General features: G+C 68.3%; 19 protein-coding genes. 11 read left to right on the top strand and 8 right to left on the bottom strand.

Going from position 1 to position 25,840, the window contains the following annotated elements; translation table 11 throughout:
• The coding region (groL, locus tag Amac_RS36480; RefSeq protein ID WP_155358975.1) for a chaperonin GroEL at window positions 1-1,620 on the top strand (1,620 nt) is incomplete at its 5' end.
• Window positions 1,621-2,106: 486 nt separating this feature from the next.
• On the opposite strand, the gene Amac_RS36475 is transcribed toward groL, so the two are convergent.
• Entirely contained in the window at window positions 2,107-2,532 is a 426-nt protein-coding gene (locus Amac_RS36475; RefSeq protein ID WP_155358974.1) for a GNAT family N-acetyltransferase, read from the bottom strand.
• A gap of 292 nt (window positions 2,533-2,824) precedes the next feature.
• Between Amac_RS36475 and Amac_RS36470 the strand changes: the two genes are divergently transcribed.
• On the top strand, window positions 2,825-3,625 hold the full coding sequence (locus tag Amac_RS36470) for an ImmA/IrrE family metallo-endopeptidase (RefSeq protein ID WP_281356385.1): 801 nt from the start codon (window positions 2,825-2,827) through the stop codon (window positions 3,623-3,625).
• A 21-nt stretch (window positions 3,626-3,646) separates the two neighbouring features.
• On the opposite strand, the gene Amac_RS36465 is transcribed toward Amac_RS36470, so the two are convergent.
• Both Amac_RS36465 and Amac_RS36460 read right to left on the bottom strand, forming a co-directional pair.
• A complete protein-coding gene (locus Amac_RS36465) occupies window positions 3,647-4,318 on the bottom strand; it encodes an Abi family protein (protein ID WP_170322836.1) in 672 nt (223 codons plus the stop codon).
• Between the two features lie 195 nt (window positions 4,319-4,513).
• Window positions 4,514-6,544, bottom strand: coding sequence for a HelD family protein (locus Amac_RS36460; protein WP_155358971.1), 2,031 nt, complete (start codon window positions 6,542-6,544; stop codon window positions 4,514-4,516).
• A gap of 207 nt (window positions 6,545-6,751) precedes the next feature.
• Here Amac_RS36460 and Amac_RS36455 point away from each other — a divergent pair, with 207 nt between their 5' ends.
• Window positions 6,752-7,024, top strand: a complete 273-nt coding sequence (locus Amac_RS36455; RefSeq protein ID WP_155358970.1) for a hypothetical protein — start codon at window positions 6,752-6,754, stop codon at window positions 7,022-7,024.
• A gap of 230 nt (window positions 7,025-7,254) precedes the next feature.
• Here Amac_RS36455 and Amac_RS36450 read toward each other — a convergent pair whose 3' ends face one another.
• Window positions 7,255-8,895, bottom strand: a complete 1,641-nt coding sequence (locus Amac_RS36450; protein ID WP_155358969.1) for a DNA repair helicase XPB — start codon at window positions 8,893-8,895, stop codon at window positions 7,255-7,257.
• A 296-nt stretch (window positions 8,896-9,191) separates the two neighbouring features.
• The gene (locus Amac_RS36445; RefSeq protein ID WP_155358968.1) at window positions 9,192-11,546 is read right to left on the bottom strand and encodes a helicase C-terminal domain-containing protein; all 2,355 of its coding nucleotides are present in this window, start codon (window positions 11,544-11,546) and stop codon (window positions 9,192-9,194) included.
• Between the two features lie 83 nt (window positions 11,547-11,629).
• Here Amac_RS36445 and Amac_RS36440 point away from each other — a divergent pair, with 83 nt between their 5' ends.
• Window positions 11,630-12,475 carry a hypothetical protein gene (locus Amac_RS36440; protein WP_155358967.1) on the top strand — a complete coding sequence of 282 codons (846 nt, stop codon included), beginning with the start codon at window positions 11,630-11,632 and terminating at the stop codon, window positions 12,473-12,475.
• A gap of 1 nt (window position 12,476) precedes the next feature.
• Here Amac_RS36440 and Amac_RS36435 read toward each other — a convergent pair whose 3' ends face one another.
• Window positions 12,477-13,097, bottom strand: a complete 621-nt coding sequence (locus tag Amac_RS36435) for a TetR/AcrR family transcriptional regulator (RefSeq protein WP_155358966.1) — start codon at window positions 13,095-13,097, stop codon at window positions 12,477-12,479.
• A gap of 320 nt (window positions 13,098-13,417) precedes the next feature.
• Here Amac_RS36435 and Amac_RS36430 point away from each other — a divergent pair, with 320 nt between their 5' ends.
• On the top strand, window positions 13,418-13,816 hold the full coding sequence (locus tag Amac_RS36430) for a cold-shock protein (protein ID WP_155349839.1): 399 nt from the start codon (window positions 13,418-13,420) through the stop codon (window positions 13,814-13,816).
• Here Amac_RS36430 and Amac_RS36425 read toward each other — a convergent pair.
• Window positions 13,813-15,120: an MFS transporter gene (locus tag Amac_RS36425; protein ID WP_246268951.1), complete on the bottom strand. Its 1,308-nt coding sequence runs from the start codon at window positions 15,118-15,120 to the stop codon at window positions 13,813-13,815. The genes Amac_RS36430 and Amac_RS36425 overlap by 4 nt on opposite strands.
• A gap of 186 nt (window positions 15,121-15,306) precedes the next feature.
• On the opposite strand from Amac_RS36425, the gene Amac_RS36420 reads away from it, so the two are divergent.
• Window positions 15,307-16,107, top strand: coding sequence for a DUF3027 domain-containing protein (locus Amac_RS36420; RefSeq protein ID WP_155358964.1), 801 nt, complete (start codon window positions 15,307-15,309; stop codon window positions 16,105-16,107).
• 297 nt (window positions 16,108-16,404) lie between these two features.
• Window positions 16,405-20,061 carry a sacsin N-terminal ATP-binding-like domain-containing protein gene (locus tag Amac_RS56650; protein WP_246268950.1) on the top strand — a complete coding sequence of 1,219 codons (3,657 nt, stop codon included), beginning with the start codon at window positions 16,405-16,407 and terminating at the stop codon, window positions 20,059-20,061.
• A 51-nt stretch (window positions 20,062-20,112) separates the two neighbouring features.
• Here Amac_RS56650 and Amac_RS36405 read toward each other — a convergent pair whose 3' ends face one another.
• On the bottom strand, window positions 20,113-20,343 hold the full coding sequence (locus Amac_RS36405) for a DUF2530 domain-containing protein (protein WP_155358963.1): 231 nt from the start codon (window positions 20,341-20,343) through the stop codon (window positions 20,113-20,115).
• A 125-nt stretch (window positions 20,344-20,468) separates the two neighbouring features.
• On the opposite strand from Amac_RS36405, the gene Amac_RS36400 reads away from it, so the two are divergent.
• From Amac_RS36400 to Amac_RS36385, 4 genes are all read left to right on the top strand, one after another.
• The gene (locus Amac_RS36400; protein ID WP_155358962.1) at window positions 20,469-21,944 is read left to right on the top strand and encodes an NCS2 family permease; all 1,476 of its coding nucleotides are present in this window, start codon (window positions 20,469-20,471) and stop codon (window positions 21,942-21,944) included.
• A 210-nt stretch (window positions 21,945-22,154) separates the two neighbouring features.
• Window positions 22,155-24,125: an endo-1,4-beta-xylanase gene (locus Amac_RS36395; RefSeq protein WP_246268949.1), complete on the top strand. Its 1,971-nt coding sequence runs from the start codon at window positions 22,155-22,157 to the stop codon at window positions 24,123-24,125.
• Window positions 24,126-24,193: 68 nt separating this feature from the next.
• Window positions 24,194-24,850 (top strand): cellulose binding domain-containing protein, encoded by a 657-nt coding sequence (locus Amac_RS36390; protein WP_155358961.1) that lies wholly within the window; start codon window positions 24,194-24,196, stop codon window positions 24,848-24,850.
• 131 nt (window positions 24,851-24,981) lie between these two features.
• Entirely contained in the window at window positions 24,982-25,443 is a 462-nt protein-coding gene (locus tag Amac_RS36385; protein WP_155358960.1) for a MarR family winged helix-turn-helix transcriptional regulator, read from the top strand.
• Window positions 25,444-25,840 lie beyond the last annotated feature (397 nt).

The raw sequence follows: 25,840 nt of genomic DNA, 5'->3' as shown, positions 1-25,840 counted from the left end.
ATGATCGCGTTTGACGAGGAAGCCCGGCGCGGTCTTGAGCGCGGTATGAACCAGCTCGCCGACGCCGTCAAGGTGACCTTGGGCCCCAAGGGCCGCAACGTCGTGCTGGAGAAGAAGTGGGGCGCCCCCACGATCACCAACGATGGTGTCTCCATCGCCAAGGAGATCGAGCTTGAGGACCCGTGGGAGAAGATCGGGGCCGAGCTGGTCAAGGAAGTCGCCAAGAAGACCGATGACGTCGCGGGTGACGGCACCACCACCGCCACCGTGCTGGCCCAGGCCCTGGTTCGTGAGGGTCTGCGCAACGTCGCGGCGGGCGCCAACCCGATGGCCCTGAAGAAGGGCATCGAGGCGGCCGTCGAGCGGGTCAGCGAGGAGCTCTCCAAGCTGGCCAAGGATGTGGAGACCAAGGAGCAGATCGCCTCCACCGCCTCCATCTCCGCCGGTGACACCGAGATCGGCGAGCTGATCGCCGAGGCGATGGACAAGGTCGGCAAGGAAGGCGTCATCACGGTCGAGGAGAGCAACGCCTTCGGGCTGGAGCTCGAGCTCACCGAGGGTATGCGCTTCGACAAGGGTTACAACTCGGGTTACTTCGTGACCGACCCCGAGCGCATGGAGGCGGTCCTGGAGGACCCCTACATTCTCGTGGTCAACTCCAAGGTCTCGGCCAACAAGGACCTGCTGCCCCTGCTTGACAAGGTCGTCCAGGCCGGCAAGCCGCTCCTGATCATCGCTGAGGACGTCGAGGGCGAAGCCCTCGCCACCCTGGTGGTCAACAAGATCCGCGGCCTGTTCCGCTCGGTGGCCGTCAAGGCCCCCGGCTTCGGCGACCGCCGCAAGGCCATGCTGGGCGACATCGCCACCCTCACCGGCGGCCAGGTCGTCAGCGAGGAGGTCGGCCTCAAGCTCGAGTCCGCCACCCTCGACGTGCTCGGCAAGGCCCGCAAGGTCGTCGTCACCAAGGACGAGACCACCATCGTGGACGGCGCCGGTGACGCCGAGGCGATCGCCGGCCGGGTCAACCAGATCCGCGCCGAGATCGAGAACACCGACTCCGACTACGACCGCGAGAAGCTCCAGGAGCGCCTCGCCAAGCTCGCCGGCGGCGTGGCCGTCATCAAGGCGGGCGCGGCCACCGAGGTCGAGCTCAAGGAGCGCAAGCACCGCATCGAGGACGCCGTCCGCAACGCCAAGGCGGCCGTCGAGGAGGGCATCGTCCCCGGCGGCGGCGTCGCGCTGCTCCAGGCCAGCGCCCAGGCGTTCGACAAGCTCGAGCTCACCGGCGACGAGGCCACCGGCGCCGCGATCGTCAAGAAGGCGCTCGAAGAGCCCCTCAAGCAGATCGCCGTCAACGCCGGCCTCGAAGGCGGCGTCGTGGTGGAGAAGGTCCGCAACCTTCCCCCGGGCGAGGGTCTCAACGCCGCCACCGGTGAGTACGTGAACATGTTCGACACCGGCATCATCGACCCCGCCAAGGTCACCCGCTCCGCCCTGCAGAACGCCGCCTCCATCGCGGCGCTCTTCCTGACCACCGAGGCCGTCATCGCCGAGAAGCCGGAGAAGAACCCTGCTCCGGCCGGCGGCGGCATGCCCGGCGGCGGAGACATGGACTTCTAACCAAGTCCCACCTCCCACGATCAGGCGGTCCCACCCGGGACCGCCTTTTTGTGTGTACGCCCGGCATAGGCGATTACTTGGGCCTCGACGGAAGGCTGGTGCCAACTCCGATCCGAAGGCAACTGCATCGTCTTTGATGCGGGGTGAGAGAACGAGGGCCACGCGGCGCGCGCCGAACTCGCCCCCTCGGCGCGCATGCTCCCGATCCGGTCGACGCGCCCCGCTGCGGACGAGCGCGATTCTTAAGATGCGGAAGAGGGCCTCAACAACGACAGCCGGAGAAGAGGGTCGCGCCTAGGCCCATCGAGTACCCGTGGCCGGCCCGCGACGATGGGCTGGGGCACGGAAAGATGGCCTCCAGGATGCCGCGGCGAGACGAAACGACCCACGTAGCCACCCCCGAGCCTGCGCAAGGTTGAGGGAAGCCCGACGCGAATCTCCGGCGGTGTGAGAGAGGGGTCGGGCGACCCAGCCCCTAGACGATTCTCACTCCAGCGCTTTGATCCAGCGGCCCCACTGCGGTTGTGGTCCGTAACCCGCCGCCTTCCAGGCATGATGGGCGAGCTCGTTCTCGTGGAGCACCATGGCGTCCACGCGGAACGCGGCGAAGGCCGTGAACCGCTGCTCGGCTGTCACGATCAGGGCTGATGCGATCCCGCGCCGCCGGAATGCCGGGGACACCGCGAGGCGGTAGAGGTGCGCCCGCCAGCCGTCCCAACCAGCGATCAATGTTCCCACCAGCACGCCGCCGATCTCGCCGATCAGCAACGACTCAGGGTCTCGCTCGATCAGGGCCGCCACTTTCGCCGGATCGTCGTGCCGGTCGGTTCCCTCAGCTGCCTGGCGCCAGAATTCCAGAACTGCCGGGATGTCCTCTTCGCGGCCATAGCGAATAACAAGCTCATCATCCACAGCGGGACCCTAACGCGAGCGTTCGACCTACTGGTCACGATGGTCAGCGGTAGGGCGCTCGGGTATGCATGCCAATCCCCATTCACCTGGGACGCGTTCGCGGCCAGGAGGTAGAGCGCTCAGGTGCGCGCCAGTCCGTCGACAAGGACTGCTGCACGGCAGCACGCCCACGACCGACTTACCCAACGCATCCGGCCCAACAAGGTCCCACGGCCGAAGGGTGACATCCCCTCGGATGGCGTAACTCCAAGCTTGTGAAGCGAGCCCCGGACACGGGACGAGCCGTCGCGTGATGGTCAGCAGGCTCCCCCAAGATGCGGCACCTCGCGGCCCTCTGTCTCGCGCATCTCTGGGCATATTGGACTTCAAGTCCACTCGTCAGTTGCGATTTTCGCGATTCAAACATTGGCAGGTTCGAGACCTGAGCACGGTGGTGGAAGGCGTCTTCGGGATCGATGTTCGAATCATGCGCTTTCCCCACGGCTACGAGGGCCTGAGCTGGGCGGACGACAATTCTCGCCTCATGGTCGTAGGCACCTCGGACATCCCCGCCCGCCAGCGATTCACCATCGCACACGAGCTCGGCCAGCTACTCGCAGGCGACGACCAAGGCCTGCATCTGGATCCCGACCTCACCGACACCACCCACAAAAAGAAGCCCTCCGAGATCAAAGCCAACGCCTTCGCCACCCGGTTCCTCCTCCCGCAGGAGCTGCTCGAGGAGAAAGCCAGACACATCACCTGGTCAGACCACTCGTTCGCATCACTCGCCTGCGACCTGTGGGTCTCCCCGGTCAACCTCGCCTGGCGTCTCTACAACCTGGGACTGATCGACCGCCAGCAGTGTGACGCTTTCGTGCGCATGCGTTCACTGGATGCCGCCGTCCTGACCAACCGCCTGGACTCCTACTGGGAGTGGCTCACCACAGCCGGCCAGCCCCGACTCCCCGTTCCCCTCTTGCGCACCTCATTCCAGGCCTACCGGGACGGCAAGACCACACTCCGCCCCCTCGCCAACCTCCTGGGCACCCAGACCACAACTGTGCGCGCGGCGCTGGACGGAACCAGAGAGGAATCTCCGATCTCCTCGTGATCCTTTTGTTGTGGGGGGTTCTCAGAATCGGGTAGGCGCCAGGGCGGCGCATACATCGGCGCGACGGGCGAGCGCCTCAGGTACGCGATCGTGCTTGCGTGCCCATTGGGTGGCTTCGGGGGAGAGGTAGCCCAGGACCCGGATGATGCTCGCGTGGTCGGCTGCGAGATGCCGACCGTGTACGGCCTCGTGGTGGGCGATGCGATTGCGGAAGAGCCGGAGGTGGTACAGGTCGCGGTGGAGTGGCTGTCGAGTGCCTCGGTAGTGGGGGAACGACTTGTGCAGCGCCGGTCGCCAGAGGATCGTCTCGTAGTTGTTGGTGGATGCCATCAGATTGACCCAGAACCCCAGCGTTAAGGCGGCCACCATATGGCCGGGAGTGGGGGTGGCATAGGAGCGGGCCAGGTCCGCTTCCATGTCGGAGATTGCTCGGGCTGAGCGGAGATCAAGGCGGAGTTTGGGGGAATGCCACCAGTCTTCCCGGTCGAAGTGCGCGATCAGCTCGCGGTGCATGGCGTTTCGCAGGACTACTTCGAGACAGTGGAGCAACCCGTAGAAGGCGGTTGAGATCTCGATGTTCCAGGCGTAGAGCCTGAGTCCCGTAGACCGGTCTCCGTTGAAGGCCGCTCGGTAGGGGCGCAAACGTTCGACGGAGATCGCCAATTCGACGGCGTGATCGAGGGCGGGGTTCACTGTTGGCCTTTCCGCGCTGTTCATCATGCGCTACCATGGGTGACGGAAGCCCCGGGATTAGCCTCTGCTTGCAAGCTCCCCGGGGCAAGCTCCTTTCTTGGGCTGTTTGGGGAGGCGCGGACTCCCTGTGTGCCCTTCGTTGCTAAACGTTAGCCCTCCGAACCCACGTTCGGAGGGCTTTTGTGTTGTTGGGGGTCAGTGGGCTAGTTCGGGAGGGAGGGGGGTCGTGTGGAGGATCGTCAGGGTTGTTACGGCGCGGGTGAGGGCGACGTACAGGCGGGAGAGGCCCTGGGGTTCTGCGGTGGTGATGGTGGTGGGGTCCACCAGGATTACGTGGTCGTATTCGAGGCCCTTGGCCAGGGAGGCGGGGATGAGGAGCACGCGGTGGTTTGTGGGTGCGTCGGGGGTGAGGATCTCGTGGGGGAGAGTGAGGGTGGTGGAGATTTCGGTGGTCAGGGAGTCGGGGGTGATGACGCCGATGGAGCCTTCGCGGGTGAGGGTTTGAGTGATGGTTTGGGTCAGGGCTGATCCGAGGTCGTCGGTTTGGTGGATGGTGAGGGAGCCGGGGCCGGGGCGGAGGGAGCGGGGTGGGGCCAGGTCGGGGGCGATGGCGGGGAGGAGGCGGGCGGCGTAGTCGAGGACTTCGCGGGGGACGCGGAAGCCGAGGGTGAGTTCGGTGATGGCGGTTTCGGTGCCGCCGGAGCGTTGTGAGTCCTTTTCGAAGCCGAGGTGGTGCAGGACGATCTGCCAGGAGCGGGCCGACCAGGGGGTGGTGCCCTGGGCCAGGTCGCCGAGGACGGTGGCGGAGCCGGTGCGGCAGCGGCGGCCGAGGGCGCGCAGTTGCATCGCGGACAGATCCTGGGCCTCGTCGACCACCAGGTGGCCGTGGGACGGGGTGCGGTCCATCAGGTCGGCGAGTTCGTCGAGGAGGGCGGCGTCGGCGGCGGTCCATTTGGCCGAGCGGAACGACTTGGCGGGCTTGGGCCACAGCAGGGCCTGCTGCTCCAGCGGGGTCAGGTCGGATTTGGCGGCCTGGGCGAGGAAGGCGGGGTCGCTCAGCAGGCGATGCAGGACCTGTTCCGGCGTGAGTTTGGGCCACGTCTGGTCGATGACCTGCTTGACGGGCTTGGAGCGGGCGACGGCGTCCTGGACGCGGTCGTCGGGGGATTCGCCGCGGCGCTCCATCTGGACCAGGATCGCATGGGCCAGCCGCTGGGCCAGGGCCGTACGCCCGGGGTTGTAGCGGGTTGTGCCGCGCAGGGAGGCCACGATCTCGCGGACTTCGTAGTCGGCGACGCGGTAGCGGTTGACGCCCCGGGTGACCAGCACGCCTTCCTCGGGCTTGGTGACGTGCAGCCAGAGGGCGCGCCTGAGCACGGGCGCCATCCGGGCGTCGGCCTTGATGGTGGCGATCGCGGGGTCCTCGGGGTGGGCGTGGTCGCCGAGGATGCCGGCCACGGTGGTCTGGTCGACCTTGACCTCGCCGAGGGCGGGCAGCACCGAGGAGATGTAGGACAGGAAGGCGCGGTTCGGGCCCACGATCATCACGCCGGAGCGGGACAGCTTCTCGCGGTGGGTGAACAGCAGGTAGGCGGCGCGGTGCAGGCCGACGGCGGTCTTGCCGGTGCCGGGGGCGCCCTGGACGCAGACGGTCACGCCCAGGCCGGCGCGGACGATCTCGTCCTGGTCGGGCTGGATGGTGGCGACGATGTCGCGCATCGGGCCGGTGCGGGGGCGTTCGATCTCGTCGGTGAGGATCTTGGAGGTGCCGAGCGTGCCGCCGTGGGTGAGGTCCTCGTCCTCGAAGGCGGTGAGTTCGCCGGCCTGGTAGCCGAACCGGCGCCGTCGCGAGACGCCCATCGGCTCGGCGGGGCTGGCCTGGTAGAACGCCCGGGAGACGGGGGCGCGCCAGTCGATGACGAGCGCCTGGCCCGCTCCGTCGTGTACGTGTCGCCGGCCGACGTGCAGGGTTCCCGGGAGTTCGTCGGCGGGAGCCGTACCGCGATCCAGGCGGCCGAAGAAGAGCGGGGTGTCGGGGTGGTCGGCGAGGGCGGCCACCCGCTGGTCGAGCAGGCCCTGCAGGACCTGCTGGGAGACCCAGTCGCCGGCGGCGTCGGAGGAGAGCGACTGGGCGTGTACGCGCATCGCGGTGAGGGCGGCGCGGGAGATCGCGAGATGTTCCCGTTCCGCCGCGAGTATGTCGGGGGCCAGCTGGTGGGCGGGCATGCCGGAGCTCCTGTCGGGGTGGTGGTCAAGGCAGCGAAACACAAGAGCTTACTCATGCGCGAGGAAGACACCAACCGAGTTTCCGGCACGCTGACCAGGTGTTCTCCGGCTAAAGTCGACCGGAAGGGCGAGGTAGCGGGTGTTGTCGTTTCTTTGCCCGGGTACCTGGTAGGGATGACGCGGACGTGGGTGTCGCCGGTGATACCGATGGTCGCGAGCTTGTTGCTCGCCGCCCTGTGGGGGTTGTCGGTGTTCGCGGGGTGGGGGCTTGAGGCGTTCTGCTCCGACGGGGAGAGCCGCAAGGCGTGCGCGCAGCGGCTTGACATGGTTTCCACGGTTTCGGGGCTGTTCGCGGTGATCGCGGCGAGTGCCACCGTGGCGGCCTGGCTGACCCGGCGGGCGGGGTTGCTGCCGGTCGCGCTGGTGGCGTGGGTGGTGGCCGAAGGAGTGCTGTTCGTGGGCGGGATGGCCGCGCAGTAATCTCCCGAATACCCTGCGAAACCTTATTGAATCGGCATGGGAAATGCGCGAAAAAGATGCGCAAATCGCGTGATTAGGTTGGACAATAGGGGTATGCCCGGAACCGGGCTTGTCTGGTAATTCTTGGCTGAGGGGGCCAAGGCGCGAGGGGGTGATGCGGTTGACTCGGGCCGGCGGAATTTCGTGGACATAACTATTGTTGCCCGGCGGGGTGCGCCCCGCCGGGTTTGTCATGTCAGGACGTCGTCGGCGTCGATGATCTGGTAGGCATAGCCCTGTTCCGCGAGGAATCGCTGCCGATGCGCGGCGAACTCCTGATCTACCGTGTCCCGGCTCACCACCGAGTAGAACCGCGCGCCGCCCCCGCTGGCCTTGGGCCGCAGCACCCGCCCGAGACGCTGCGCCTCCTCCTGCCGTGACCCGAACGTCCCGGAGACCTGGATGGCCACCGCCGCCTCCGGCAGGTCGATGGAGAAGTTGGCCACCTTCGACACGACCAGGACCTGGATCTCCTTGTCGCGGAAGGCCTGGAAGAGGCGTTCCCGCTCGCGCACCCGGGTCTCGCCCTTGATGACCGGGGCGTCCAGGTGCGCGGCGAGCTCGTCGAGCTGGTCGATGTACTGCCCGATGACCAGGACCTGCTCGCCCGCGTGGCGCCGCACCAGGGCCTCGGTGACGCGGGTCTTGGACGGGGTGGTCGCGCAGAAGCGATACCGCTCCTCGTTTTCGGACATCGCGTAGGCGAGGCGTTCCTCGTCGGTGAGGGTGACCCGGACCTCGACGCAGTCGGCGGGGGCGATCCAGCCCTGGTTCTCCATCTCCTTCCACGGCGCGTCATACCGTTTCGGGCCGATCAGGGAGAACACATCGCCTTCCCGGCCGTCCTCGCGGACCAGGGTGGCGGTCAGGCCGACCCGGCGGCGGGCCTGCAGGTTGGCGGTCATCCGGAAGATCGGCGCGGGCAGCAGGTGCACCTCGTCGTAGATGATCAGCCCCCAGTCGCGGGCGTCGAACAGCTCCAGATGCCGGTACTCGCCCTGCCGCTTGGCCGTCATGACCTGGTAGGTGGCGATGGTGACCGGGCGGATCTCCTTCTTGGTCCCCGTGTACTCGCCGATCTCGTCGGCCGTCAGCGACGTGCGTTTGAGCAGCTCCTGCTTCCACTGGTGCACGCTCACCGTGTTGGTCACCAGGATCAGCGTGGTCGCCTGCGCCCGGGCCATGGCCGCCGCGCCGACGATGGTCTTGCCCGCGCCGCACGGCAGCACGACCACGCCGGAGCCGCCGTGCCAGAACGCGTCGGCCGCCTCCCGCTGGTAGGAGCGCAGCTCCCAGCCCTCCTCGGTGAGCAGGATCGGATGGGCCTCACCGTCCACGTATCCGGCCAGGTCCTCGGCCGGCCAGCCCAGCTTGAGCAGGGCCTGCTTGATGTTGCCGCGCTCGCTGGGATGCACGACCACCGTGTCGTCCGGGAGGCGCTCGCCGAGCATCGGCTGGATCTTCCTGGAGCGCAGCACCTCCTCCAGGACGGCTCGGTCGGTGCTGGTGAGGACCAGGCCGTGAGTGGGGTGTTTGTCCAGCTTGAGGCGGCCGTACCGGGCCATGGTCTCGGCCACGTCCACGAGTAGCGCGTGCGGCACCGGGTAGCGGCTGAAGCTGATCAGGGCGTCGATCACCTGCTCGGCGTCGTGCCCGGCGGCGCGGGCGTTCCACAGCGCCAGCGGCGTCACGCGGTAGGTGTGCACGTGCTCGGGCGCGCGCTCCAGCTCGGCGAACGGCGCGATCGCCTTCCTGCACTCGTCGGCCCGCTCGTGATCCACTTCGAGCAGCAACGTCTTGTCCGACTGAACGATCAACGGGCCGTCATTCACAGGTGTCCCCCATCTCCGGCGTACCGCCTATCCAACACCCGGGCAGCCGGAATGAGTCCCACTTTGCTCACTACTGGTCGCAGGCCCAGAGCCGATGGGTCCACACATACCACGACACGTCGCGACATGTGTGGAACCCACCTCGCCGATCATGAAGGTCAGTCGCCAATCCAACCCCTGCCGGCAGATCATGGAATAGCGCCATTTCCGGAGAAGTTGTCTTTCCTGACATGACGCGGAAAGTTCTCGCGGATTGGTAATGACTCTGCCTGACGAATCACCCGCCGACAACGGAATTAATTCACGTCCGCCACACCGGTGATGCGATGCAACGCGAAGCGGTGGATGGCGGCGCGGGTCTCGTCGTACGCGGTGAGGTAGCCGCCCTCCATTCGCGCGGGTTCGAGGATCCGGCTGGTCGCCTGGCCCTGCGAGTCGAGGTAGCCGATCCAGACGCGGGTGCCCTGGCGGATGGCCTCCTGAAGGGCGGTGATGGTCGCGGTGGCGGGGGAGCGGGGGAGGGCGCCGTCGGGTTCGCCGCGGGGTTCGAGGCGGGACAGATGGGCGGCGTCCCCGGCCCGGATGGCGCGGATGGCGGCGGCGACGACTTCGGGTTCCGGGCCGTGGAAGCCGTTGACGGCGCGGGCCGGCGGGCTCTCGGTCCTGCGGGCGTTGGGGCGGGAGATCACGACGTCGCCGTCCAGGGATTCGGCGACGGGCGCGTAACCCATGGCGCGGAGCGAGTCGATCAGGGTCGCCCGGGAGGTCTTGGAGGCCACGACGGTGGGGGCCAGGCGGCGCAGCCGCAGCGCGTGGGAGCGGCGGTCGGCGAGGACCTCTTCCAGGACGGCGGGGTCGTCACAACGGATGTACGCCGACGCCGTCCCGACCCTGAGGCGCCCGTGGCGGCGGGCCACGTCGCCGACGAGATAGGTGAGGGGCTGCGGCACGGGAGTCGCGGAGTGGCGTTCCAGCATGGCGAGGAACTCTCCGGCGGACTGCCCGGCGTCCAGGACGCGGCGGACCGAGCTTTCCGAGAACCGGTAGACGGTCGCGCCGCCTTTGGACTCGATGTCGGCGGCCAGGGCCAGCCAGCGGCCGAGCTCGCTGGTGAGCGGGCCGGGTGCGACGGCGGTGAGATCGGCCTGGAGCAGGACTCGATCGACCGGTTCCGGGAGGAGCGGGGCCAGCGCCGCGGCCGCGTCGCCGCGACCGCCGTCGAGCAGCGCCCGTCCGTGCGCGGACATCGCGCCGAGCCCGGTCACGCCGATGAACTCGGCCTCGCGCAGGGTGAACTCCGTGAATTCGGTACGGTAGCCGCCACGGCGGCGCGGTTGTTCCCAGGCCAGGCGATCCAGCACCGACTCGGCCGAGGGAGCCAGGCCGGGCTCTGCCGAAACCAGGACCGCGAGGGTCTTTCCCCGCACCTCGGCGGCGGCTGACCTGCGCAGATCGGGATGGAGGGCGTTCAGCAGGCGATCCTTCTCGTCACGGCCTCCCGCGAGCCCCGGCGCCCGATCCGAGGTCAGCCAGGCCGCGGCCAGCGTGCCCCAGCGATCCTCGGTCGTCCGGACCCGCCAGGTGTCGTAGGCGGACGTCGGCAGCCACTCGCCGTCGACCGACCCGCCCGAGGCGATCAACCCGGCCGCGTGCGTGATCTCCACGATGAACGCCGCCGCCCATTCGGGCACGTCCAGCGACTGCGCGGTCCTTTTCAGATCCCGTACGGCCAGACCGCCCGTCCGCAACACCCCAGGAGCCTCCACGCTCCACAACTCGCACAACTCCTCGACCGAGCGCACGAAGCCGAACGCCTGCCCCGCCGCCGTACGGTCGGCGCGGTCCTGGTCGCGGGGGATGCCGTCGAGCGACGGCGGAACCGGGGACAGGTCACGGTGCAGGCAGCCGTCGCGCAGCACGAGCCCGACCTCGCGCGGCAGCGCCACGCTCTCCTCGCCGGTGGCGCCGAGCAGGCCGCGCGCCAGCAACTCCTCGATCGGCGACTGGGCGCCGGCCACCCGGACCTCCCGGCGCGCGTTCGGCACCCGCCCGCTGGACGGTCCCCAGGCGAGCTCGTCGAGCGCTGCCCTAGCTTGTGGTGAAATTTCGCCCAATAGCCGCCGCACGTTGGCGGGATCGGCGAACAGCTTCGCCAGCCGATCGCGGGGCGCGCCCCTGCCCGGAGTGGAAATATCCTCCAACATGACCTCGACGGCCTCCGGGGCGTGGTGCCGGAAGACGTCGGCGACCGGGGGGCCGAGCCCGGCAGGAGGGTCCAGAGCCGCTGTAACGCCAGGGGCGAGCCGCAATGTCGGGTCCGACCCGTGGACCAAGGCCATGGTTCTCAGGCGCTCCAGGGCCCTATCTAGGGCTTGGTCGACCTCGCTGGCGGACGCCGCACCACACCGGGCCAACTGGGCGCGGAGATCGGGCAGCGGGCCCGGGCTGAGCGCCAGGGTCTCGGCCACCGCGAGAGTGAAACGGTCGAGCCGGTCCAGCGCGCGGCCCAACGCCGACGGGGTTCCCGCGCGGGAGGCCAGACCGGTCACATGGGCGGGGACCGGGGTGATCAGTTCAGGGCGGGACATGGCGAGGTCGCGCAGCTGCTCGTCGGTTCGGCTGCGCAGCCACTCAGTGAACGTCTCGCTCATTACTTCCATCGTATGAGCAGCGACCGACATGATTTCGCGGGCAACAGTCGCGTACTTCCGGGCGCTGGGGCAGACTGGCGTGCGTGATCGAGCGCGCCGACCAGCTCGTCCTGGAGTTCGTCAGCAAGGTCGCGGACGCGGCCCACGGCCGGATGCGGCCAGAACAGCGGCTCGACTTCGTCCGCCGGGTTCGCGAGCGGGTGGACGAGGAGCGCGCCGGCAGCGAGGATGCCAAGACCGTGGCCAGGATCCTGGCCAGGTTCGGCACCCCGGAACAGTTGGTCGACCGCGAAGCACGCCGATTAGCGGGGCAATCCGGCGAACCCCCGCAGACCCGGGTGTTTCCCGTGGACGACGCCGAGCCGCCCCGACGCCGCTCGACGCCCACGCCGCCCGGGGTCATGCACTACCGGCAGGAGGCGCGCCGGCACCTGGCGGACAAGGGCGGCCGCAAGCCGTCCGCGTTCAGCCGGATTCGCGACGCCGCGATGGCGGGCGGGAACCCGATGGCCACCGACGGCAGGGACGCCTGGTCGATCTTCGCCAACAACCGCAGGGAGACGGTCGGGCTCGGGCTCTTCGTGTTCGCCGCCCTGCTCGTCCCGTTCCGCCTGCCGACCGTGGCGATCTTCCCGGTGTCGGGGTTGATCTGGGCGGTGGGCGCGGTGGTCGTGCTGGCCAGCGAGGGCTGGGTGTTCAGCGACCGGCTGATCGGCCTGTCCGCGCCGGTCGCCGCCTACCTGTTCGGCGGTGGCGCCCTCGCCCTGGTCCGCTTCCAGGGCGATCTCGCCAGGTTCCTCGTCGAGTTCCACGGCGTCAGCGGGGTCATGTTCATCATCGGCACGGCGGCCGGGGTGACCTGGCTGATCTACCGCCTGTTCGATCCCCCTCCGCCGCCGCCGTCCCGCACGCTCCGGGTGACGCGGTAACTCAGACGGCCGCAGCCGCGGGTTGGGGCAGCAGGCCGAGCGCGAGCCGTACCCAGGAAGCCACGAATCTGTCCCTGTCCGCGCGGCCGGGAGGTTCCCCCACGGTCTCCTCGAAGAGGCGGTAGTGGACCACCGCGCCGCCCAGGACCGCGCCGATCCCGGACCAGTCCAGGCCGGCCTCCCGGTATTCCGGCTGCGCCTCGAACCAGGTCGTGATCGAATCGAACATCGGCTGCAGCAGGCCCTCGCGGACCACGCCCACCAGCTCGGGGAACTGGCTCAGATCGCGGAAGAAGACCCGGGTCAGCTCGCTCTCCTCGCGGACCTTGGCCAGTCCTGACCGGCACAGCTCGGCCAGGCGCTCCTCGACCGCGACGGTCGGGCCGGCCGCGTGCACCTCGGCGAGCGCCTCGGCGATCTGCTGCCTGGTCCTGGTGGCGTGCTCGGTCATGGCGGCGGCGAGCACCTCGTACTTGGACTTGAAGTGCCGGTAGAGCCCGCCGGCGCCGGGCGACAGACCCGAGGCGGCCTCGATCTCGGCCACCGACGTGGCCGCGTAGCCCCGCTCGGCGAACAGCCGCAGGGCCTCATCGATGATCCGCTCGCGCGTGGATCTGCTCATGGGAATGCCGCCTACCTCCGCCACCCAGCGTAGACGGTCAATGTTTCCGCCGTAGCCCCATTGATAAGTGGCTGCTTTCGCGGATAAACCGGTTACCCGTAGACGTATCCGTTTTGGCATCCTGTACGGGTGCACTCCACCGGAAACGTCGTCCACGAGGCGAGACCGGGCCGCCGCGGCCGTCGCCGTGGCGACCCGCCAGACCGCCGTGTCGACGGCGATTCGGGCGTAATTTCCAGGCGTTCCGGCGGTCCCATGCCGCCTCAGTGGGCATAACCTACATCCATTCCTTTCACGACAGTCTGAACGAGGTCACTCCTGTGCCCAGCGGCAAGGTCAAGTGGTACGACGAGACCAAAGGTTTCGGTTTCCTCACCCGCGACGACGGCGGTGAGGTCTTCGTGCATTCATCCGCGTTGCCCAAAGGCGTGGATGTCCTCAAGCCAGGACAGAAGGTCGAGTTCGGCGTGGCGGAGGGCCGCCGCGGGCAGCAGGCCCTGTCCGTACGGGTCCTGGAGCAGCCGCCGACGCTTGCCAAAACCGCCCGGCCGAAGGGCAAGCGCAAGAAGCCGGACGAGATGGTCGTCATCGTCGAAGACCTGATCAAGCTGCTGGACGATATCTCGACGTCCTACCAGAAGGGCAAGCAGCCCGACCCGGTGCACGCCAAGAAGGTCGCGAGCGTGCTGCGGGCCGTCGCCGACGACATCGACGGTTAGAACGGATTGGTCAGCGGCTTCGTGTCCGTTGGTGCGGGGAGCCGTACCGGCTTGGCGCGGAGCCGTCTGCGCCTGCTCGCGATCAGCCAGCCGAGCGAGAGTCCCAGCACCACCGCCATCACCGTGAAACCGGCGGGGCCGTGGACGAACAGCGACAGCATCAGGCCGATCAGGCCGCCGAACACCCAGGCGATCTGGAGCAGCGCCTCGACCACGCCGAAGGTGGAGGAGAGCACCTCCTCGCCGATCTCGCGCTGCACGATGGCGTCCAGGGCGAGCTTGCCCAGGCCCTGCGCGAACGCGCCGATCAGGGCGACGGCGACGGCCGTCCACAGGGTGAAGTAGAAGGCGGCCACGATCGTGGTGATCGTGGTCAGCGCCAGCGTGGCCAGCACGATCAGCTGCGGGGAGCGGGACTTGACCCAGGAGGCGACGGCCGCGCCCATCAGGCCGCCCCCGCCCGCGGCGGCGGCCAGCAGGCCGATCGTGATCTCGGGCGCGAGGCCGGGCAGGTGCTTGTCCTGGACCAGGAAGAGCAGGAAGAACACCAGGAATCCGGCTTGCACGCGGATCGCGGCGTTCGCCCGCATGGCCTCGCCGACGACCGGGCCGACGTTGAACCAGGTGCGCCAGTGCGGGGCGGGGGTGTCCTCGTCCGGTTCGGGGGAGTCGACGTGGCGCGGGAGCCGTACCGCGACGACGCCGCAGACCAGGAACAGCACCATCGCGCCGCGCAGCACCCATTCCGCGCCGATCCAGGCGGTCAGCCCCGCCGCGGTGCCCGCCGCGCCGCCGGCCGCGACCAGGGCGAACAGGGCGACTCTGGCGTTGGCGGTGACCAGCGTGATGTCGGCGGGGAGCACGCTCGGCATGATCGCGGCGCGGGAGACGTTGTAGGCCTTGGACAGGACGAGGACGGCGAGAGCGGCGGGGAAGAGGGACAGCGTGTCGCCGTACACGACCGATGAGGCCATGCCCCAGCAGAGGAGGCCTCTGGCGAAGAGGGTGCCTGCCATGACATAGCGGCGCCCGGACCGGAATCGGTCGAGAACTGGGCCGACAAAGGGGGCGACCACCGTGAACGGGACCATCGTGATGAGCAGGTAGAGGGCCACCTGACCGCGCGCCTGGCCGACCGGCAGGCCGAAGAACAGCGCTCCCGCCAGGGAGACGGTGATGAACGCGTCGCCCGCGCTGTGCGCCGCCGTCAGCTCGATCAATCTTCCCAGACCGGTGCGTCCCGCGCCTTGCGCGTAGGTCAGCCGCCGGGTCGCCTGCCCCACCCGCCGTCCGGTCCTGGCCACCGACTTTCCCGCTCGGGCCGTCGCCCCCGCGGCGGTACGGCTCGCGCGGGCGGTCCCCCGACCTGCGCGCCGAACTCGCTCCCAAACACCCGCCACAGGTGGCGCTCCCTTCCCCGTACGTTCGAAAATCCAGTCTTACTGACCGAGTCGGGTGCTGTCCGCTCCTGGCGTGGGTGAAAATAAAGTGTGAGTCGCACCCGGATCAGAAGCTCGGCAGCCGACCAGGCCTGCGCCGCCGCCGTCGACCTGGCCAGGCTGGGCGCCGAGGAGATCGCCAGGCCCGGCGAGGTGGGCGAACATCTGGGCTTCGACAGCGAAGGCGACCGGGTCGTCACCCATTATTTCGCCTGTCTGGATCGGGCCTACCAGGGCTGGCGCTGGGCGATCACTGTGGCGCGGGCGTCGCGTGCCCGAAATGTCACGATAAGTGAGACGGTGCTGCTGCCCGGGAGTGGCGCGTTGCTCGCGCCGACCTGGGTGCCGTGGAACCAGCGGCTCCGCCCCGGCGACCTGGGCGTGGGCGATCTGCTCCCCGCCGAGGCCGACGACGACCGGCTGGCCCCCGGTTTCACCGAAACCGACGACGACACCGACCACCAGATGATTTTTGAGTATGGTCTGGGCCGGGCTCGGGTCCTCTCCGCCATCGGGCGTGACCTGGCGGTCCAGCGCTGGCACACGGGCGACCCCGGCCCCGACACGCCACTCGCCGCCGCCGCGCCCGCGCAGTGCTCGACGTGCGGGTTCTACTGGCCGCTGGCGGGCGCGCTCCGGCTCGGATTCGGGGTCTGCGCCAATGAGTACGCGCCTGATGACGGCCGCGTCGTCGCCGCCGATCACGGTTGCGGGGCGCACTCGGAGGCGACGACCGTCCCCTCCATGACCCCTGACCAGGCCCAGCCCATCCTCGACGACCTCGGCTATGACCCCATGCCCGCCGACGAAAGCGCCGAAGCCCCCAAAACCCCGGACGAACCGGACGCCTGACATCTCCTTTGATGGGAAGCGTTGGGATAGGCAGTAGCCGCGGGAGCTCCGATCCCAGGTATCTGCTCTAGTGGGAAGTGCTGGGATAGGCGGAGCCGCCCAGAGGTTCGGGCGGCTCTGACGTCCGGTATCTGCTCTGATGGGAGGCATCGGGGGTGGGTGGGAGTCGCCGGGATCCCGGACGGCTGGGAAGCATCGGGTGAATTGACGTTGACGAAGATCTTGGCTGAGGCGAGGAATGTCGGGCCGGGGCGCTAACCTACGTTCGCTGTGTCAGCCCCCTCCCGAGAGCGTGAAATGAACGACTTCTTCGGCACCACGCGCCTGCGCGAGACCGTTCTCGCCGCCTGGGCTGCCTCTCCTGCCCGATTCCGGGAGGATGCCAACGCCGAAGAGGACTTCGCGCTCGGCGGGTATCGTGACCGGCTGATCGTCGAACTCGCCCAGAACGCGGCCGACGCCGCCCTGCGCGCGGGGGTTCCCGGGCGGCTGCGGCTGTCCTTGCGTGACGGCGTCCTGGAGGCGGTCAACACCGGCGCTCCACTGGACGCGGCCGGCGTCGAGGGCCTGTCCACCCTGCGGGTTTCGGCAAAACGCGATGAGATCGGCGCGGCTGGCCGTTTCGGTGTAGGTTTCGCCGCCGTCGTCTCGGTTTGCGACTCCCCGTCGGTGTACTCCCGCTCCACCGGCGGAGTCCGCTGGTCCCGCGAGGAAACCAGCGCCCTGGTCGCCGCCCAGCCCACCCTCAGCACCGAACTGACCGACCGCGCCGGACATGTCCCGCTCCTGCGCCTCCCGTTCCCGATGGACCCCGCGCCCGTCCCCGACGGCTTCGAGACTCTGGTACGGCTCCCGCTCCGCGACAAGGTCGCCGAACAGGCCGTCCGCCAGATGCTGGAGGAGACCAGCCCGGCCCTCCCGCTCGTGATGCCCGCCCTCTCCGTCATCGAGATCGAACTCGACGGCGAGGTCCGCACGGTCACCGGCGACGGCTGGCACGTCATCACCGCCACCGGCTCCTTCACCCCCGAACAGATCGCCGAACTCTACGCCGACCGCCCCACCGAGGAACGCGCCCGCCCGTTCTGGCAGGTCCGCTGGGCTGTTCCGGTCGTTCAGATCCCGGGGACGTCGGGCTCAGGTCTTCCCAGCCCAGAGGAGTCGGCGCCGGAAGGAGGGCTTGGGGGTTCCGCCGCTGGTCATGGGTCGGCCGCATCCGGGTGGCTGTCGACCGGCGGCTTGGCTGTTGATCGCGAATCGGGTTCGGCCGGTGAGCCTCGGCCTTTGCCGAGGGATGTTCCGGCCGTCATCCACGCGCCTACTCCGAGTGAGGAAGCGCTGGACCTGCCCGCCTTGCTGATCGCCACCTTCCCGCTGGCGACCGACCGGCGGCATGTGGCGACCGGTCCGCTGACCGACTTCCTCATCCGCCGGGCCGCCGAACTGTATGTGCTGTTGCTTCGGCAACTGCCGCGCACTCCCCGGCTGCTGGACCTGGTGCCCGGCATGCTGGGCAAGGGAGAACTCGACGCGGCCATCCGCCGGGAGATCGTCGGGCTCCTACCCGGGGCACCGCTGCTTCCGGCATTGTCCGCTCCCACGGATCCAGATGGCGAGGATCAGTTCCGGACGACGTTGAATCGTCGCTGGGCCACGGATCTTCCTGTCGGAAGTGATGCATATCAGCGCATGTCCCAGCTTGTCGCAGAGACGGATGGGTCGCTCAGCGCGTCCGGCGGACCGCCCGGTGGGCCGCGTGACGGAGCCAGCGCGCCAACCCCTGCCTCGCCCGGCGCCTCCGGCGATGAGCCGCTCGGTGGGCTGAGTGCGCCAACCCCTGTTTCGCCCGGCGTCTCCGGCGATGGATCGCTCGGTGGGGTGGGTGCGCCAACCCCTGTTTCGCCCGGCGTCTCCGGCGATGGATCGCTCGGTGGGGTGGGTGCGTCGAGCCCCACTTCACCTAGCGCTTCCGGCGATGGATCGCCTCGGGGCTTGGGCGGTGGGTCGTTTGTGGTCGCAGGGCGGGAAGCTCGGGCGGTCGCGGGGGCTGGGGAGTTTCTGGAGAAGGTCGCGGACATGGTGCCGGGGCTGTTGCCTGCGGGGTGGCCGTCGCGGCATCCGGCGTTGACCACGCTGGGTGTGCGGCGGGTGGAGTTGGCCGACGTCGTCGACATGTTGTCGGGGGACGAGGTGGCCGATCGGGAACCGTCCTGGTGGCGGTCGCTGTATGAGGTGCTGCCCGCTGACGATCCGGAGGCGATCGGGGCGATCGCGGTGCCGCTGGCCGATGGGCGGCTGGTCCGGGGGGCGCGAGGCACGCTGCTGCTGACCGAAGGCGGGCTCGATCCGGCCGCGCTGGCTCCGCTGGGGTTGCGGATCGTGCATCCGGATGCGGCGCACCAATTGTTGCTTCGCCTGGGTGCGGGTGAAGCCACTCCCCGTACCGTCCTGGATGACCCGATCACGCACGCGGCCGTGACCGAATCGGCCGGAAGCGCGGATCCCGAGCCGGTCGCGCAGGCCGTGCTCGCGCTCGTGGACGCGGCCGGGTTGTCGGCCGGGGAGGCGCCCTGGCTGGCCGAACTCGCGCTTCGCGGCGCGGACGGCGCTGTCTACACCGCCGGTGAACTGCTGCTGGAAGGCGGCGACCTGGCCAAGCTCATCGACCTGGAAGCGCCTTTCGCCGCCCCCGACCTGGTCGAGAAATACGGCTCCCGGGTGCTCGCCGCGGCGGGCGTGCTCGACGGGTTCGCCGTCGTCAACGACTCCGATGTGCTGCTCGACCCGGACGAATGCGACCACGACCTCGACCGCGAGGACGAGTGGCTCGACGCGATCCTCGACCTGCTCCCCGAATTCGACGTGCCGCCCGTGGCCCGCGAGTTCACCGCCATCCGCGACCTGGAGTATGTCGCCGACTGGCGCGCCGCCCTCGCCCTGCTGTCCCGGCCGCCCCTGCGCGCCGCGCTCCTCCCGCTCCGCGTCCTGGTGGCGGGCGAAGTCGTCGAAGTCCCCTCGTACACGGCCTGGTGGCTCTCCCGGAATCCGGTCCTGGACGGCAAACCCCCGACCTCCCTGCGCCTCCCGTCCGGCGACCCGCTCCTGTTCGGCCTGTACGCCGACGCTCCCGCAGACGTGGACGAAACCGCGCTAACCATGATCGGCGTCCGTTCCACCCTGCCGGACCTGCTGGCGTCGCACGGCGGCCCGGAAGAACTCCTCGACCTCATGGCCGACCCCGCCATCGAACTCGACCGCCCCCAGTTGCGCGCCCTCTGGATGGCCATCGCCGGAGTGGACCCCTCCCGCGTCCGCCCGCCGTCAGCCGTCCGCTCCATCCTCAACGGCACGATCGTCGTCACCGATGCGGAAGACGGCCACGTCCTCATCTCGCCCCCAGCCGAGCCCACCTCCGGCTCCCAAGCGGACGAAGCGGCTCCCGGCTCCCGAACTGGCGACGCAGCCGGCCGGGGCGATGCCACGTCCAGCTCCCGAGCGGGTGATTCCGTCCCTGGCCCCGACGCTCCGGCAGGCGAGCCCGTCATCGTCGAAGCCCCCGACCTCCTGGCCCTGGTGGCCGACCGCCCCCTGATCCTGGCTCCCTTCGACCTGGCCGAAGCCCTCTCCGAAGTCCTCGACCTCCCCCTGGTAGGCGAGATCGTCACCGGCGACGTCACCTCCACCGGCACAGAGCGCCCGGTCCCCCCTCAAGTCCAGACCCTCCTCCCCACCGCCCCCTCCACCTACATCGCCCACGAAGAACTCCTCGTCGACGGCAGACCGATCCCCTGGCGCTTCTTCGACGGCAAAGTCCACGCCTCCAGCGTCGAAGGCCTTGCCCGCGGCCTCGCCTGGGCCTCCGGCCAATGGGGCGACCGCCTAGCCGTCGCAGCCCTCCTCCGCGACCCCGAACGCGTCCCGCTACTCCTGGCCGAGGCCGATCTGGACAGCTGATATCCGGCCGGTTGGGTGATCGGCGGGAGTGGGCTCGGGTTTGTCGCGTTGCTACTTCGCGGTATCGCGTGATTGCTCCCGCTGATCGCGGCGGTACACGTAGATGAGTCCGAAGCCACCCATGCCCATGCCAGCCACGCAGGTCCAGATCCACCAGCTCTGAGCTGGGCGGATGATGAGGAGAACCACGAGGGCGATCGCCCAGAGACCGATGCCGGCGAGGATGGTGGCGCTGTCGTTGGTCTGGAGCGGCTCCGGGTCCGGTTTGCGTGGCGGCTTCATTCGCTCAGCCTAGGCGACCAGGTCAACGGGTGGATGAGCGCAAGCCGTACACGAATCGATCACGAAAGAATCACTTCGGTCTCCTGGGTCTTTTCGCAGCTGGTAATGGGTGTCACTCTGCGCGCGTGAGTGTCACCCAAACCCCCCAAAGTGCCAGTTTTCTCGATAAGTACTTCAAGATCTCTGACCGTGGCTCAACGGTCGGAACCGAAGTGCGCGGCGGTCTCGCCACGTTCTTCACCATGGCCTACATCGTCGTCCTGAACCCGATCATCATCGGCACCGTCAAGGACGCGGACGGCCAGTTCCTCGGGGACGGCAGCGCCCCGAACATCCCGCTGGTCGCGGTGGCCACCGCTTTCGTGGCCGGACTGCTGACCATCCTGATGGGCCTGGTGGCCAATGTCCCGTTCGCGCTCGCGGCCGGTCTTGGCCTGAACGCCTTCGTGACGTACGGCATCGCCACCCAGATGTCGTGGGAAGACGCGATGGGCCTGGTCGTCCTGGAAGGTCTGATCATCCTGCTACTGGTCCTGACCGGATTCAGGACAGCCGTCTTCCACGCCATCCCCGGCAGCCTGAAGACGGCCATCTCGGTCGGCATCGGCCTGTTCATCGCGTTGATCGGCTTCGTGGACGCGGGCTTCGTGCGCAAGACGGCAGCTCCGGCGCCCCCGATCGAGCTGGGCATCGGTGGCGCTCTGACCAGCTGGCCGATCCTGGTCTTCGTGGTCGGCCTGCTCACCACCGCGCTGCTGGTGGCCCGCAAGATGAGGGGCGCGATCCTGATCGGCATCGTCGCCACCACCATCTTCGCGATCATCGTCGAGCTGTTCGCCGACGCGGGCCCGTCCCTGGTCAACGGCCAGCCGAACCCGCAGGGCTGGGGCCTGAACGTGCCCGCCCTCCCGTCCCTCGGCGACATCGTCGACGTCCCGAGCCTCGGCTTGCTCGGCCAGTTCAGCCTGTTCGGCGCGTTCTCCAAGATCTCCGTCGTGCTGGCGATCCTGCTCGTCTTCACCCTGCTGATCACCGACTTCTTCGACACGATGGGCACCATCGTCGGCGTCGGCAAGCAGGCCGACCTGATCCAGCAGGACGGCACCCTGCCCAAGACCCGCGAGATCCTGCTGGTGGACTCCGTCGCCGCCGCGGCCGGAGGCGCCGGTTCCGTCTCCTCCAACACCACCTACATCGAATCGGCCGCGGGCGTCGGTGAAGGCGCCCGTACCGGCCTGGCCAGCGTGGTCACCGGCATCCTCTTCCTGCTGACGATGTTCCTGGCCCCGCTCGTCGCCGTGGTCCCCTACGAGGCCGCGGCCCCCGCGCTGGTCGTCGTCGGCTTCCTGATGATGACCTCGATCCGGGAGATCGACTTCACCGACTACGAGATCGCCATCCCGGCGTTCCTCACGATCGTCCTGATGCCCTTCACGTACTCCATCGCGAACGGCATCGGCGCGGGCTTCATCGCGTACGTCCTGATCAAGGCCGTCAAGGGTAAGTCGCGCGAGATCCACCCGTTGCTCTGGGTCGTCACGGCCCTGTTCGTGATCTATTTTGCGCTCGGCCCGCTGAAGATCCTCTTCAACATCGGCTGAACAGAGAATCCCCACTGGAATTCCAGTGGGGATTCTTCGCGACGGTGTTGCGGCAGGGTAACTGAAAGTTTCAGAGGTGGACCGATATTTTATGGGGTCAGGACTCCGCTAGTCCGTTGTCCTGGCCTGGAGATTGACCCCTCTTCCGGGTAATTCTAGCCTCCGTGGACAACACGAAAGCTATCGAAAACTTTCGGAAGAGGAGATCCTGTGCCTTCCTTGAAATGGCGATCTCTCGCGGTGGTCTGCGCGGTGGCGTCGGCTGCGGCAAGCGTTCTCATCGCCACACCCGCCCACGCGGACGGGACCCTGCGTATGCATGCCGAAGAACGGGGCAAGTTCATCGGCGCTGCGATCGCCACCAGCCCGCTCGCCAACGAGACGGCTTATCGGAATATCGCGTCCACGGAGTTCAGCCAGATCACGGCCGAAAACGCGATGAAGTGGGAGTCGACCGAGCCGAACGACAACCAGTACACCTTCACCGGGGCCGACCAGATCGTCAACTTTGCCACCCAGAACAACCAGCAGGTGCATGGGCACACGCTGGTGTGGCACAGTCAGACGCCCGGCTGGGTACAGGGTCTGAGCGCCACCAACATGCGTGCCGCCATGAACGAGCACATCGCCACGGTCGTCGGCCGGTACGCGAACAACGCGACCGTGGTCTCCTGGGACGTCGTGAACGAGGCCTTCAACGAGGACGGCACCTTCCGGCAGTCATTCTGGTTCAACACGCTGGGCCAGAGCTACATCGCCGACGCCTTCCGCGCCGCCCGCGCCGCCGACCCGAACGCGCGCCTGTGCATCAACGACTACAACGTCGAAGGCATCAACGCCAAGAGCACCGCCATGTTCAACCTGGTGCAGTCGCTGCGCGCGCAGAACGTGCCCGTCGACTGTGTCGGCTTCCAGGGGCACCTGGCCATCCAGTTCGGCTTCCCGAACGACATCCAGCAGAACATGCAGCGCTTCGCCAACCTCGGCGTCCAGGTCAGGGTCACCGAGCTGGACGTCCGCATGCAGACCCCGCGTACCGCGGCCAAGGACACCACGCAGGCCCAGTACTACACGAACGTCATCAACGCCTGCAACGCGGTCACCGCCTGCGCCGGCGTGACGATCTGGGGCTTCACCGACAAGTACTCGTGGGTGCCGGACACCTTCAGCGGTGAGGGCTTCGCGCTGATCTACGACAACAACTACGCGATCAAACCCGCGTACACGGCGGTGCACAACGCCCTCGACGGCGGCACACCGACCAACGACACGACTCCGCCGACCACTCCTGGTACGCCTACCGCCTCCAACGTGACCTCTTCGGGCGCGACGCTGACCTGGACGGCATCCACCGACACCGGCGGTTCTGGCCTGGCTGGCTACAACGTCTACCGTGAGCAGGGTGCGACCGATCCGCAGCTGGGCACCTCGACGACCAACTCGATCACGCTGACCGGGTTGACCGCCAACACCCAGTACCAGGTCTATGTCCGGGCACGTGACGGCGCGGGCAACCTGTCCGGCAACTCCGCGCTGGTCACCTTCACCACCACCACCGGCGGCGGCACCGACACGACTCCGCCGACCACTCCTGGTACGCCTACCGCCACCAACGTGACCTCTTCGGGCGCGACGCTGACCTGGACGGCATCCACCGACACCGGCGGTTCTGGCCTGGCCGGCTACAACGTCTACCGCGAGCAGGGTGCGACCGACCCGCAACTGGGTTCGCCGACGACCAACTCGATCACCCTCACCGGGCTGACCGCCAACACCCAATACCAGGTGTACGTTCGGGCCCGTGATGGCGCGGGCAACCTGTCCGGCAACTCCGCACTGGTCACCTTCACCACCACCGGTGGCGGTACCGGCGGTGCCTGCACTGTCGTGGCCACCACCCAGAACACCTGGAACAACGGGTATGTGATCCAGCCGGTCACGGTGACGGCCGGTGGCGCACCGATCACCTCGTGGACCGTCACGTTCACCCTCCCGGCCGGTCACACCATCTCCGGTTCGTGGAACACCGTGCTGACCGTCAGCGGCCAGACCGTGACCGCCAAGAACGTCGGTCACAACGGCAACCTCCCGGCGGGTGGCAGCGGCAACTTCGGCTTCCAGGGCGCCCGTCCCAACGGCAACACCGCGCTGCCGACCGGCTACACCTGCACCACTCCGTGAAATCCGTGAACTGAGGCGGGGTCGTGCTCACCGGCACGACCCCGCTTTCGCTTCCACTGGAGGTGGCCATGGCCACATCGCACTCCCGCCTTCGGGCGGGCACGCTGGTCGCCGTGCTCGGCACCAGCACCGACATGACTCCGCCGACCACTCCTGGTACGCCTACCGCCTCCAACGTGACCTCTTCGGGCGCGACCCTGTCGTGGGGGCCGTCCACGGATACCGGCGGTTCGGGTCTGGCTGGTTACAACGTGTATCGCGAGCAGGGTGCGACCGACCCGCAGCTTGGTTCGCCGACGACCAACTCGATCACGCTGACCGGGCTGACGGCCAACACCCAGTACCAGGTCTATGTCCGGGCACGTGACGGCGCGGGTAACCTGTCTGGTAACTCCGCACTGGTGACCTTCACCACGACCGGCGGCGGTGCCTGTACGGTCGTGGCCACCACCCAGAGCCAGTGGAGCACGGGATACGTGATCCAGCCGGTTACGGTCACGGCGGGCAGCTCGGCGATCAGCTCGTGGACGGTGACCTTCAACCTTCCGGCCGGGCACACGATCGCCGGGTGGAACGCCATTTTCACCCAGAGCGGGCAGACGGTGACGGCCAAGAGCCACAACGGCAACCTCGGCCCGGGGGCCAGCGCCACCTTCGGGTTCCAGGGCAGTCGTCCCAACGGCAACGCGTCCCTGCCGAGCGGCTACACCTGCAGCTCTCCCTGATCGGTTCCACTCGTCGTATCTTTGGCCTCCCGTACGGGGAAGGTACGGGAGCAAGCGAGTATGGGAGCAAGCGAGCCCCCGCCATGGAGGAATATCACGATGTCGTATATAGTTAGCAGAGGTAATGACTTATGCTAACGAATCCTCAGAAGACAGCGTCGGCTGCGAACCTCCGCAGCGACGCAGGTCTGGCGTCCGCGCTCCGCGTGTCCCTCGCCCGCCTGAACCGGCGCCTGCGCAAGCAGGGCACGGGCCACTCGCTGACCCCCACGCAGCTCGCGACCCTGGCCGCTGTAGAACGCCACACCGCGATGACGCCTGGCGAGCTGGCCGAGCACGAGAAGGTGCAACCTCCCTCGATGACCCGCGTGATCGCCAACCTGGAGGAACGGGGCCTACTGGCCCGCACCCCGCACTCAACGGACCGCCGCCAGGTCTCGATCACCGTCACCCCAGCGGGCATCGCCCTGCTGAAGGAGGAACGCCGCCTCAAGGAAGCCTGGCTGGCCCAACGCCTCAAGGACCTCACCCCCGAGGAACGAGCAACCCTCCGAGCAGCCGCCCCCATCCTGGAAAAACTCTCCACAACCTAACCACCCCTGGGGCTCCCCTAACCGGAGCCCCACCTACTGAGGTGGTTCTCCCACCCACCCTCCCTTTGGGTCGTTCGCGCTCGGCTGTGACCGCCGAGGCTGGTCTGGTTGGTGAGGAGGCGGTGTCTCGGTCGGCGGTTGATGCTGGTGCGGTTGTCCCACCCAGCCTCCCTTTGGGTTGCTCGCGCTCGGCTACGGCCGCCGAAGCCGGTCTGGTTGGTGAGGAGGCGGTGTCTCGGTCGGGGATTGATGTTGCTGGCGTGGCTGATGTTGGTGGTGCGGTTGTTCGGCTCACCCACTCTGTGAGTCGCTCGCAGTCGGCCCCAATTGCCGACGCCGACTCGGCTATCGACGACGGAGGGCGCGAGACGGCCGATACCACTGGCGTAATCCCTCC

The sequence above is a fragment of the Acrocarpospora macrocephala genome, assembly GCF_009687865.1.
Taxonomy (GTDB): domain Bacteria; phylum Actinomycetota; class Actinomycetes; order Streptosporangiales; family Streptosporangiaceae; genus Acrocarpospora; species Acrocarpospora macrocephala.
The sequence above is the reverse complement of the archived record's forward strand: the minus strand, read 5'-3'. Positions and strand labels throughout refer to the sequence as shown.

Bases quoted from the DNA above. Each gene is read 5' to 3' on its own strand.
- Amac_RS36390 (WP_155358961.1), top strand. From the start codon at position 24,194: ATGGCCACATCGCACTCCCGCCTTCGGGCGGGCACGCTGGTCGCCGTG.
- Amac_RS56650 (WP_246268950.1), top strand. From the start codon at position 16,405: ATGAACGACTTCTTCGGCACCACGCGCCTGCGCGAGACCGTTCTCGCC.
- Amac_RS36385 (WP_155358960.1), top strand. From the start codon at position 24,982: ATGCTAACGAATCCTCAGAAGACAGCGTCGGCTGCGAACCTCCGCAGC.
- Amac_RS36435 (WP_155358966.1), bottom strand. From the start codon at position 13,097: ATGAGCAGATCCACGCGCGAGCGGATCATCGATGAGGCCCTGCGGCTG.
- Amac_RS36470 (WP_281356385.1), top strand. From the start codon at position 2,825: ATGGTCAGCAGGCTCCCCCAAGATGCGGCACCTCGCGGCCCTCTGTCT.
- Amac_RS36445 (WP_155358968.1), bottom strand. From the start codon at position 11,546: ATGAGCGAGACGTTCACTGAGTGGCTGCGCAGCCGAACCGACGAGCAG.
- Amac_RS36455 (WP_155358970.1), top strand. From the start codon at position 6,752: ATGGTCGCGAGCTTGTTGCTCGCCGCCCTGTGGGGGTTGTCGGTGTTC.
- Amac_RS36405 (WP_155358963.1), bottom strand. From the start codon at position 20,343: ATGAAGCCGCCACGCAAACCGGACCCGGAGCCGCTCCAGACCAACGAC.
- Amac_RS36460 (WP_155358971.1), bottom strand. From the start codon at position 6,544: ATGCCCGCCCACCAGCTGGCCCCCGACATACTCGCGGCGGAACGGGAA.